Origin of the sequence: Streptomyces bobili, assembly GCF_002154575.1 — a bacterium.
In the GTDB taxonomy this organism is placed as follows: domain Bacteria; phylum Actinomycetota; class Actinomycetes; order Streptomycetales; family Streptomycetaceae; genus Streptomyces; species Streptomyces bobili.
This window is the reverse complement of the sequence record NZ_MUBA01000643.1, coordinates 1-11,373: the sequence shown is the minus strand read 5'-3', so window position 1 is coordinate 11,373 and position 11,373 is coordinate 1. Positions and strand designations below refer to the sequence as shown.

Here is an 11,373-nt window from a genome sequence, read left to right as displayed (position 1 = left end):
GTCATGGCTCGCCCGACGAGGCCCTCGCCGCCCTGACCGGCCCGGCGGCGCCCTACCTCATCGGCGTACGGCATCACGCGCCCTCCCTGGCCGCGGCGATGCCCCTGCTCCTGGACGAGGCGAAGCCGGACGTGCTGCTCGTCGAGCTGCCGGCCGAGATGCAGGAGTGGCTGCCCTGGCTCGGGCACGAGGAGACGCGGGCCCCGGTCGCGCTCGCCGCCGCCCCCGGTGACGGGAGCGGCGGCGGGGGGCCGGCGTTCTATCCGTTCGCGGACTTCTCGCCGGAGCTGGCCGCCGTGCGCTGGGCGGGCCCGCGGGGAGTGCCGGTGATCGCCTGCGATCTGCCGCTCGCCGACCGGGCGTGGGGCGAGGGCCGGACCGGCGCTCCGGCGCCGGGTGACGGCGGCCCCGGGCTGGCCGCCGCGCTGCGGGCCGGGCTGAGCGGCCGTCCCGGGGACGATCTGTGGGACCGGCTCGTCGAGGCCACCGCGCCGGGTTCTCCGCCGGAGGCCCTGCGCCGGGCCGCTCTGCTCACCGGCTGGGCGCTGCGTGAGGACGCGGCCGTGTCGGGCGGTGTGCCCGAGCTGGATCTGCGGCGGGAGCGGTGGATGCGGGCGCGGCTCACGGAAGCGACGGCGGGCGGGGAGCGGGCCGCCATGGTGGTCGGGGCCTTCCACGCCCCGGCGCTGGCTGGGCCGCGCACGGAGGAGACGGAGCAGTCCGGGGAGACCGGCGGGGCCGACGCGAACCGCCCCGCCTGGACCACGTCCCTCATCCCCTACACCTACGCCCTGCTGGACGAGCGGTCCGGATATCCGGCGGGCATCCGGGACCCGGAGTGGCAGGACATGGTCCTGCGCGCGCAGGGGGATCCCGAGGCGCTGGCAGAGGCGTTGACGCGGGCGGCCGTCCGTGTCTGTGCCGAGCTGCGGGCCCTCGGGCACCCGTCGGGGCCCGCCGACGCCCGGGAGATCGTCCGGCTCGCCTCCGATCTGGCCCGGCTGCGCGGGCTGCCCGCGGCCGGCCGGGGTGAGCTGGTGGAAGCCGTGCAGACGGTTCTGACGCAGGGTGAGCCGTACGGGCGGGGACGGGCCGTGGCGCGGGCGATGGAGCGGGTGCTGGTCGGCACCCGCACCGGGCGGCCCGCACCGGACACCCCGCGCTGCGGTCTGGCCCCCGCGGTGGAGGCCGACGTGGCGGAGCTGGGCCTGCCGGGTCCGGCGGACGGGGTCTCCGGTGCGGTGCGGGACATGCGTCTGGACCCCCTGCGGTCCGACCTCGACCGGCGCCGTGAACTGCTGCTGCGCCGGCTGACGGTGTGCGGGGTGCCGTACGGGGAGGCGAAGGAGGTCGTCGGTGCGGGCGGCGCCGAGGCGGTCACCTCGCGCTGGGAGGTGCGCTGGACGCCCGCGACGGCGGCCATGCTCACCGCGGCCGGCATGCGCGGGGTCACCGCGGCCCAGGCCGCCGAAGGGGTGCTGCGGGAGCGGCGGCGCCTGGAGGGGGACGAGGGCGGGCCGACGGCCGCGCAGGCTCTCGACGGGCTCGCGGGGGCCGCCGAGTGCGGTCTGACGGCGCTCGCGGACGAGCGGCTCGCCGACCTCGCCGAGGTGCTCCCCCTGGCCGGCACCCTGCCCGAACTGCTCGCCGGGCTGGCTCTGCTGGACCGGCTGCGGGCCGGTCACATCCCCGGTCTCGGCGAAGACCGGGACCGTACGGCGCGGGCGGCGGCCGTGGCCGGGCTGCTCACGTCGGCGGCGGTGCGCCAGGTGGACGGTCTGACCGGCTCCGAGGACCCCGCAGACGCCCACGCCCTGCTCGAACTGGCCCACCGCGCCGACGCGTTGGGCGGCATCCGGCTCACCGACGCCCTCGCCCGGCTGGCCGCCGACGGTTCCCCGCTGATGCGCGGTGCCGCCGGGGCCGTACGCGTGCTGCTCGGGCAGGAGGACCCGCGGGTGTTCGGGGACCGGGTGGCGTCCTGGGTCGACGCGGCCGTCGACCCGGAATCTCGGGCCGCGCTCACCGCACGGCTCGGCGGGCTGCTGACCGCCGCCGGTCCCCTGCTGGAGGCCGCGGCGCCCGCGTTGGAGCCGCTGCTCGACCGGGTCGCGGAGCTGCCCGACCGGGAGTTCCTCGACCGGCTCCCGGCGCTGCGCGGCGGATTCGACGCCCTCAGCCCCGCGGCCCGTGACCGTCTGCTGGCGGCCGTCGAGGAGCGCCTCGACGTAACGCACATCGCGGACACCGGCGGGATCGACCCGGCCGCGCTCGCCGCCTGGACACGGGCCGACCTCGCCGCGCGCGAGACCCTGCGGACGCTGGGGCTGCTGCCCGCTCCCGCCCCGGCGGACGCCGGCTCGGCGGCCGAGGCCGCCCCGCCTCGGGCGGAGGGTGGTCTCCTCGCCCCCGGCGATCGCTGGCGGCTGGTCCTGGGGCGCCGCAAGGATCAACTACCCTCCTCTGCCGCCTCGTTGGCGACCGCGCTGGACGAGCTGTACGGCAGCGGACGCGGGGAGGGCAGCCGGGGCGACCTGAACGGGCCGGGCTCGGGCGGGGGCCGTGAGGTGCCGTACCCCGGCGTGCGGGAGTGGTCGGAGGAACTGGCGGTGCTGTTCGGCCCTGGCATCCGGGAGGAGGTGCTGGCGGCGGCTGCCACGTCGGGCCGCAAGGACGTCCTCGCCGAGTTGAACCCGGACAGTGTGCGCCCCTCGGTCGATCTCCTGCGCACGGTGCTGCGCCACGCGGGCGGCCTGCCCGAGGCCCGGCTGGCGGCCCTGCGTCCGCTGGTCCGGCGGCTGGTCGAGGCCCTCACCCGGGAACTCGCCACCCGGCTGCGGCCCGCCCTGCACGGCACGGCCCTGCCGCGACCCAGCAGACGACCGGGCGGCGGCCTCGACCTGCCCCGCACGCTGCGCGCCAACCTGGCGACCGCGCGCCGCGCCCCCGACGGCACGGTCCAGGTCATCCCCGAGCACCCGGTGTTCCGCACCCGGGGGCGCCGGTCCGCCGACTGGCGGCTGATCCTGGTCACGGACGTGTCCGGATCCATGGAGGCGTCCACCGTCTGGGCGGCGCTCACGGCGTCGGTGCTGGCCGGGGTACCGACCCTGTCCACGCACTTCCTGGCCTTCTCCACCGAGGTCATCGACCTCACCGGGCACGTCGAGGACCCGCTGTCGCTCCTGCTGGAGGTCAGCGTGGGCGGCGGCACCCACATCGCGGCGGGCCTGCGGCACGCCCGCGAGCTGGTCACGGTGCCCTCGCGCACCCTCGTCGTGGTCGTCAGCGACTTCGAGGATGGCTATCCGCTCGGCGGGCTCCTCGCCGAGGTCCGCGCACTCGTCGGAGCGGGCTGTCACGTCCTGGGCTGCGCGAGCCTCGACGACACGGGACGGCCCCGCTACTCCACGGGCGTCGCCGGTCAGCTCGTCGCCGCGGGCATGCCCGTCGCCGCCCTCAGTCCGCTCGAACTCGCCCGCTGGGTAGGGGAGAAAATCGCATGAGCCCGGACCTCACTCCGGACGGCCCGAACCCGGACGGCCCAACCACGGACGGCCCCGGTCCGGGGCTGCCTCCGGTCGCCCCGTCCGTCACCGCCGAGCTGGTCGAGGCGTTGTCGCCCCGGCTGCGCAAGCGGCTGGACGCGGGGGTCGCCAAGCTGGCCGCTCGTCCGGTCGTGCGCGACGGCGACACCGTGCGGATCGCCGTCGACGACGACACCGACCTCGAACTGCACGCCCCCGGCGGGACGGTGACCAGCGCGGACGCCGTCCGCTGCGGGTGCCTGCTGGCGCCGGACTGCCTGCACCGCGCCGCCGTCGCCTCGGCCGCACCGGTCGCCGACGAGGCGACGGAACCGGCAGAACCGGCAGAACCCACTCACGAGGCGCAGAAGCTACAGGAGGAGAAGGAGGCCGAGACCGCGGGGCCCGAGGAACGCGCCGCCGCCCGTGCGGTGTTCGCGGCGGCGGCCGCCGTCCTGGAGGCAGGCACGGACGGGGCCGGCGCCGTGCTCCAGGCGGAACTGCTGCGCGCCGCGCACACCGCACGCCTGGCGGGTCTCCCCCGGGCCTCGGCGTCCGCGGTCTCCGTGGTCACCGGGATCCGCGCGGCCCGTTCCGCCGACCCGTCGTACCGTCTCGCCGACCTCGCCGAGGCGCTCGGTGGCGCCCTGGGCGTGACCCACCGGATCCCCCACGCCACGGGTTCGGGCCTGGCCGAACTGCGCGGCACGGCACGGCAGCCGTACCGGCCGGACGGCTCCCTGCGGCTGTACGGCCTGTTCTCCGAGCCGGTGCTCACCGCCACCGGGTACGCGGGCGCGGTCACCTGGACCGCCGACGCCGAGGGCCGCCTCTACACGGTGTCCGACGTGGCGCCCGGCGGCCCCGGCCGCGCCACCGGCGCCGCCGACCGTGCCGTGCGGATCGGCGACACGTCCCTGACGCACCGTGAACTGGCGCGCGCCGGCCTCGCCGTGTCGGGCGCCACCGTCTCGCCCACAGGACGCCTCGGCGCGGGCGCGGGGGTACGGGCCGTGCGCGCGTCCGGCGTCGCATGGCGCGCCGAGCCGCTCGAGCGGCTGTGGGCCGTACCCGTCGCCGACCAGGTGGCGTGGGCTCTCGGCGGCGGCCATGACCTGCTGTTCCTCGATGTGACGCTCAGGGGCGCGGTCCGGGAGGCGACGGGCGACTGTCTGCTGGCCGACTGCGCCGGGGTGCCGCTGCGGCTGGCCACGGCGCACGACGCTCCCGCCCTGCCGTACCGCGACAATCTGCGTCTGCTGGCGGCTGCCGGGGGCAGCGGGCTTCGGGTCGTCGCCCGGCTGGCGCCGGGCCCGCTGCCCCGCGCGCTGCTGCTGGCGGCCGAGCATCCGAGCGACCCTGCCGCCCGCGTGGACCTGGGTCTCGACCGGCTCCAGCACGCGGACCTGCCCGCGGGAAGGACCCCGGCGGCGGCCCCGGCCCCGGCCGTGGACGAGGCACCGCTGCATCTGCTGCGCCGGCGGCTCCATCAGGCCGTGTCGGGCGGCCGGCGCGTGCTGGCCTTCCCGGGCGGTGCGGCGGGCGACGGGGCCCGGCTGCGCCACGTGGGGCTCGGCACGGCGGGGGATCTCCTCGACGGGCTGCACGCCGCCGCGGCGGACCGCGCGCGTGACGTGTTCGGGCGGCTCCTGCCGTCCGACGCGGGCCGTTTCGCGGGCGCCTGGCTGGCGTCGGCGGTGTACATGAGCGAGGCCGAGCGGGCGCTGTGCGCGCAGGCCTGGGGGGTGACCACGATCCCGGCGTGACGGCGACTCACGATTCTCGCTCCTTTAGGTCAGGATCTGACCTGTATCCCTCCTAACGTGGTCCACGAACGCGGAACACACCCCACGGAGACGGAGACCCGCCATGTCCCAGAACACCCCCGCCACCCTCGCCCCGGCCCTCACCGGGGAGCGCGCCGACCTGCTGGAGACGCTGGCCAAGCACCGCGACTTCCTGCGCTTCACCGCCAACGGCCTGACCGACGAGCAGGCCGGGCTGCGGACCACGGCCAGCGAGCTGTGTATCGGCGGCCTGATCAAGCACGTCACGTCCGTCGAGCGGAACTGGGTCTCCTTCATCGTGGACGGCCCGTCGGCGATGGGTGACTTCGACAAGATGACCGAGGCGGACTTCGCGCGGCGGGCCGACGAGTTCCGGATGCTGCCCGGTGACACGCTGGCGGCGGTGCTGGAGAACTACGCCGGGGTGGCTCGCCGTACCGACGAGCTGGTCGCGTCGCTGCCGGACCTCGACGCGTCGCACCCGCTGCCCTCGGCGCCGTGGTTCGCGCCGGGCAAGGAGTGGTCGGCCCGCCGGGCGCTGCTGCACGTGATCGCCGAGACGTCCCAGCACGCGGGTCACGCCGACATCATCCGCGAGTCCCTGGACGGCGCGAAGACCATGGGCTGAGCCGGCTTCCCGTCAGGACACCCGGAACACGTGCCCCTGCCAGGGCCCGAGATCCACAAACAGGCCCTGGCCTGCCAGCTCGTCGCCCTCGCGGTCGTACGTCCGTGAGGTGAGCAGGTCGGTCAGCCGGAGCGTGCGGCCCCGCAGGTCGTCCCAGGGGAGGGGCAGCCGGGCGCGGGCCGGGCGGTCACAGTGGTTGACGACGACCAGGTGGCGGGCGTCCGGGTGGGTCCAGGTCCAGCTGAGCAGTGCGCGATGGCTGTCGTCGTCCGGCCATCCCGTCGGCGTGCACAGACGCCACTCGCCCCGGCGTACCTCCGTGGCGGCCCGCAGCAGCCGGGCGTGGAAGCCGCGCAGTGCCTCGTCGGCCGGTTCCGTCGGCCGGCGGGAGAGGAAGACCGGAGGGCGCACCCGGCGGCCTTCGAACTGGCCCTCGTGCCAGAGGGTCGCGCCGGGCAGGGTCGCGACGGTGACGGCCGCCGCCCGTCCCCGCTCGCCGGGCAGAGTGGCGGCGGCCCGGGGTTCGTCGTGGTTCTCCAGGAAGCGGACGAGGCCACGCTGGTGGGTGAGGTCGGCCCGCAGATGGGCACGGACGGAGTCGGCGTCCTCGTGGAGCAGCCGGTCGTACAGCCGTTTGTCGTAGCAGTGGTCGAACCCCTGCCTCTGGAGGGCGTGTTCGAGGTCCCAGTACACCTCGGCGACCAGGAGCAGGTCCGGGTGCCGGGCGCGCACGCGCGGGACGACGTACGGCCAGAAGTCCTCGGCGGGGACCGGTCCCGCGGCCTCGCCCCAGGTCTTGGCGAAGATGTCGTTCCTCATCAGCATCGCCATGTCGCAGCGCACGCCGTCCGCCTGCTCGCCGATGGAGATCAGGGTGTCCACGGTCGCCCGGCGCAGGTCGTCGCTGAAGGCGTTGAGCTGGACGACGTCGGGCCAGGGCGGGAAGTACGGGTCGCGGCCACGGGCGTAGATCCGCCCGTCGGTCGCGAGGTAGGCCTCCGGTGCGCGGGACAGGTCCTCGGGGGTGCCCTGGATCAGCCGGGCCGGGTGCGTGCGGAGCCAGGGATGGTCGGGGGCGACATGGTTGGGCACGAAGTCGAGGATCAACCGCAGTCCGCGGGCGGCCAGTCGGGCGCGGGCGACGGCCAGTCCGTCCGGTCCGCCGAGGGCCTCGTCGACGACGTAGTTCCGTACGCAGTACGGGGATCCGGCGATGTCCGCCTCGGTGAGACCGGGCAGGGCCGCGCGGAACGACGCGAGCAGGGTGTCGTCGCGCAGCGCGATCGCCAGACCGGCCGGGCTGCGCTCCCAGACGCCCATCAGCCAGACGGTGTCGATGCCGGGCAGGGCGATCTGGTCCCAGACCTCGTCGGGCACCTCGCCCAGGGTGAGGCGGCGCCCGTAACGCTCACTCAACTCCGTGAGCCACACCAGGGTGTTGATCTCGTGGATCACGGTCATGACAGCGGTTCCCCCGGTTCGCGCACCGGCTTGAGGGACTCCCGTCCGCCGCGGCTCCAGTCGTCGGAGCTGAGGCTGTGGAACAGGGTCGCGGTGGCCGCGACGAGCCCGGTCCAGCCGGTCTGGTGGGAGGCGCCGAGTCCGGCGCCGTTGTCGCCGTGGAAGTACTCGTAGAAGAGGAGCAGGTCCTTCCAGTGCGGGTCCTTGGCGAACTTGGGCTGGGCGCCGTGCACGGGCCGGTGGCCGTCGGAGTCGCGCAGGAAGGTGGAGGTGAGCCGGTCGGCGATCTCGCGGGCCACCTCGTAGAGGTTGAGCATGCGCCCCGAGCCGGTCGGGCACTCCACGGTGAAGTCGGGGCCGTGGTATCCGTGCAGGTTCAACAGGGCGCGGATCAGCAGGATGTTGATGGGGAACCAGACGGGTCCGCGCCAGTTCGAGTTACCGCCGAACATCCCGGAGTCGGACTCGGCCGGCAGATAGCCGACGCCGTACGTCTCGCCGTGCACGTCGAAGGTGTAGGGGTGCTCGGCATGGTGGCGGGAGAGGGAGCGGATGCCGTGCGGGCCGAGGAACTCGTCCTCGTCGAGCATGCGGGCCAGGATGCGGCGCAGCCGGTCCTCGCCGAACAGGGCGAACAGGTAGCGGCCGTCCTCGTTCGCGTCGGCGGTGGCGTGCTGTGACACGAAGGCCTCGACGGCCGGGTGTCGTTTGATGAACTCCTGGGCTCCCTCGACGAGTTCGGGGAAGCTGCGGTCGGCCCGGCCGCCGATCACGCTGGTCGCCGCGAGGGGGATCAGTCCGACCAGGGAGCGCACCTTCAACGGGGTGGCGCTGCCGTCGGGCAGTCGCAGGACGTCGTAGAAGAAGCCGTCCTCTTCGTCCCAGAGGCTGGCGTTGTCCTTGCCGATGCGGTTCATGGCGACGGCGATCCACGCGAAGTGCTCGAACAGCATCTGCGCCTGCTCGACGTACACCGGGTTGTCGACGGCGAGTTCGATGGCGATGTCGAGGAGGTTCTGGCAGTACAGGGCCATCCAGGCGGTGCCGTCGGCCTGGTCAAGGTGGCCGCCGGTGGGGAGCGGGGCGCTGCGGTCGAATACGCCGATGTTGTCGAGGCCGAGGAAGCCGCCCTGGAAGACGTTGTTGCCGTCGGCGTCCTTGCGGTTGAGCCACCAGGTGAAGTTCTTCATCAGCTTCTGGTAGGCGTTCTCCAGGAAGGCGCGGTCGCCGTGACCGGTGCGGTGCTTCTCCAGTTCGTAGACGAAGAGGACGGCCCAGGCGTGCACGGGCGGGTTGACGTCGCCGAAGTTCCATTCGTACGCCGGGATCTGGCCGTTGGGATGCAGATAGAGGCGGCGCAGCAGCAGGTCGAGCTGGGACTTGGCGAAGGCGATGTCGACCATGGACAGGGCCAGGGTGTGGAAGGCGAGGTCCCAGGCGGCGAACCACGGGTACTCCCAGGTGTCCGGCATCGACATGATCTCGTCGTTGACCATGTGGTACCAGGCGCTGTTGCGGACGCCGGGGTCGCTGGCGAGCGGGTCGACGCCGTGCTCGGACAGCCAGCGCTGCACGTCGAGGTAGTAGTACTGCTTGCTCCACAGCATCCCGGCGAGTGCCTGGCGGACCAGGTGGCGTTCCTCGTCCCCCATGCCGTCGGGGAGGACGCCCCGGTAGAAGGTGTCGGCCTCGGTGCGGCGGGTGTCCAGCGTCTGCCCGAAGTCGCCCCAGGGGTCGCCGAGTTCGGAGTCGGCGAGCCGCAGCCGGACGGTGGCGCTCTCCCCGGCGGGGATGCTCAGCACATGGTGGACGGCCGCCTTCGTCCCGGTGCCCTCCGGGTTCACGGAGCCCGGCTCGCCGTCGACGAGATGGCGGCCGATACCGTCCTTCACGTACGGGGTGGTGTTCTCGCTGCCGAAGACGCGTGCGTTGTCGGTCTCGTTGTCGGTGAACAGGGGCGTGCCCGTGCCCTGGTGGTGGAGCCAGCGGGGGCCGAGTTCCTCATGGTCGGCGCGGACGGCGCCGTCCGTGGCACGCAGCCCGGGGACCGCCGTACCGCCGGCCCAGGACCAGGTGTGCCGGAACCACAGGGTCGGCAGCAGATGGAGGGTGGCCTCGTCGGGGCCGCGGTTGTGCGCGGTGATCTCGACGAGCAGGTCCTCCGGCCCGGCCTTCGCGTACTCCACGACGACGTCGAAGTAGCGGTCCTCGTCGAAGATCCCGGTGTCCAGCAGCTCGTACTCGAAGTCGCGGCGGCCACGGGCCCGGTTCGTCTCGACGAGGTCGGCGTAGGGGAACTCGCCCTGCGGGTACTTGTAGAGGAACTTCATGTACGAATGCGTCGGGGTGTTGTCGAGGTAGAAGTAGTACTCCTTGACGTCCTCGCCGTGGTTGCCCTCGGTGTTCGTGAGCCCGAACATCCGCTCCTTGAGGATCGGGTCGCGGCCGTTCCACAGGGCCAGCGCGAAACACAGCCGCTGCTTGTCGTCGCTGACGCCCGCGATGCCGTCCTCGCCCCAGCGGTAGGCGCGCGAACGGGCCTGGTCGTGCGTGAAGTACGACCAGGCGTCGCCGTCGGCGCTGTAGTCCTCCCGTACGGTCCCCCACTGCCGCTCGCTCAGGTACGGGCCCCAGCGCCGCCAGGGCGCCACCTTGTCGTCGGCCTCCGCGAGCCGCCGTCGTTCGGCGTCCGCCGCGCCACCACCGTGCGTCATCGCCCGTCCTCCTCGCCACCCGGCATGTGCCTCCACAGTCGGCCCCGTCGTGCGGGGCCGCAATGGCAGGGGCGGGGGGCCGACGACGGTGGGTACCGGCGAGGGCAGCTCGGGGTATGCCGTCGGATGCGCCATCGAGGTATGCCGTCGGGCCCGGTGAAAAGCACCTGGCACAGCCGGGTGGGTGAACGCTACGATCACCGCGATGACAACTCACTCTGTTCACAGATTGGGGGACCCCACCGCGCAAGGTGAGTGCTGATGCTCACCCCACCCGCGATCGGGGATTCCCGCCTTTCCTTCTGGCTGCGCGTGCGCGAGTTCGCCGTGCCGCCCTCCATGATCGAGACTGCGACCGCCCGCCGCCTCGCCGGTGACTGGGCGGGGGCGTGCGCCGCCGCAGGCTTCGACGTCGATATCCCTCTGCGCTCCGTGGCGCGTAGCCATCACCCGGAGCTCGCCGCCCGGATCCGGGCCGATCTCCGGTGTCTGGCGCCCGACCTGCTGCGCTGGCACATGCCGAGGATCGCTCCCGACGGACTGCTCCGCCCGGGGCTGACCCTCACTCTGGCCCGCTACGACGCCTCGGGGCTGGACGGCGTGAGCCCCGTGCACCTCGTCGCGCGGACACCCCCGGCCTGGGCGGACGCCGGCCAGCGGATCAGCCTCACGCTGTGGGACGGCTCCGGCGCGGACTACGGCGCCGACGCCGGCCGCCATCCGCATCCTCGCCCCAGCCGACGGTTCCGCTTCGACCTGCACCGCCATCTGTGGGACGCGGGCCGGGCCGCCGAACTGCGCGTCCGGTCAGGGGCCGACGGACCGGCCGCCGGCCGTCACCCCGCCGTCCCGACGGGGGCGGTCCCTGACGGGTACAGCTGTGCCGTCGGCCGATGGGCGGCCGAGGCCCGGATCCTGCTCCGCGCCGAGGGCCTGCCCGCCGGGCCGGTCCTGGTGCGGTGCGGCGGGCGGCACCGGCTGGTGCTGGACGTGCGTGATGATGCGGCGGCTTCGGGGGCCGGGTCCGGGTGGGGGGTTGTGCCCGAGTCCGCCGGGACGACGCCCGCGCCGCCGGGTCCGGCCGAGGTCTCCGGGTCGACGCCCCCGCTGCCGGGCCTGTCGGTGGCCGCCTCGTCGGCATCCGTCCCGCCCGTCCTGCCCGAGGTCGGCGATTCCACGGCTGGGTTGCCCGCCGTGCCCGAGGTCGGCGACTCCACGGCTGGGTTGCCCGCCGTGCCCGAGGTCGGCGACTCCAC

6 protein-coding genes are annotated in these 11,373 nt (G+C 74.3%); 4 read left to right on the top strand and 2 right to left on the bottom strand.

Features of this window, described 5'->3' with window-relative positions; translation table 11 throughout:
- The 3 genes from BZL64_RS35410 to BZL64_RS35400 form a co-directional block, all read left to right on the top strand.
- The coding region (locus BZL64_RS35410) for a vWA domain-containing protein (protein ID WP_244205713.1) at positions 1–3,506 on the top strand (3,506 nt) is incomplete at its 5' end.
- Positions 3,503–5,293, top strand: coding sequence for a hypothetical protein (locus BZL64_RS35405; protein ID WP_244205711.1), 1,791 nt, complete (start codon positions 3,503–3,505; stop codon positions 5,291–5,293). The genes BZL64_RS35410 and BZL64_RS35405, both read left to right, overlap by 4 nt.
- A 103-nt stretch (positions 5,294–5,396) precedes the next feature.
- Complete coding sequence (locus tag BZL64_RS35400) at positions 5,397–5,942, top strand: DinB family protein (protein WP_086773153.1); 546 nt, start codon at positions 5,397–5,399, stop codon at positions 5,940–5,942.
- A gap of 12 nt (positions 5,943–5,954) precedes the next feature.
- Here the strand turns inward: BZL64_RS35400 and BZL64_RS35395 are convergent, their stop codons facing one another.
- Both BZL64_RS35395 and BZL64_RS35390 read right to left on the bottom strand, forming a co-directional pair.
- Entirely contained in the window at positions 5,955–7,403 is a 1,449-nt protein-coding gene (locus tag BZL64_RS35395; RefSeq protein WP_086773152.1) for an alpha-amylase family protein, read from the bottom strand.
- On the bottom strand, positions 7,400–10,117 hold the full coding sequence (locus BZL64_RS35390) for an MGH1-like glycoside hydrolase domain-containing protein (protein ID WP_086773151.1): 2,718 nt from the start codon (positions 10,115–10,117) through the stop codon (positions 7,400–7,402). The genes BZL64_RS35395 and BZL64_RS35390 overlap by 4 nt, the downstream gene beginning before the upstream one ends.
- Positions 10,118–10,378: 261 nt before the next feature.
- Between BZL64_RS35390 and BZL64_RS35385 the strand changes: the two genes are divergently transcribed.
- A partial coding sequence (locus BZL64_RS35385; RefSeq protein WP_244205710.1) for a hypothetical protein occupies positions 10,379–11,373 on the top strand: 995 nt, incomplete at its 3' end.

What these genes read in the sequence shown, in the direction of transcription:
- BZL64_RS35400 (WP_086773153.1), top strand. Translation starts at nt 5,397, where the DNA reads ATGTCCCAGAACACCCCCGCCACCCTCGCCCCGGCCCTCACCGGGGAG.
- BZL64_RS35405 (WP_244205711.1), top strand. Translation starts at nt 3,503, where the DNA reads ATGAGCCCGGACCTCACTCCGGACGGCCCGAACCCGGACGGCCCAACC.
- BZL64_RS35395 (WP_086773152.1), bottom strand. Translation starts at nt 7,403, where the DNA reads ATGACCGTGATCCACGAGATCAACACCCTGGTGTGGCTCACGGAGTTG.
- BZL64_RS35390 (WP_086773151.1), bottom strand. Translation starts at nt 10,117, where the DNA reads ATGACGCACGGTGGTGGCGCGGCGGACGCCGAACGACGGCGGCTCGCG.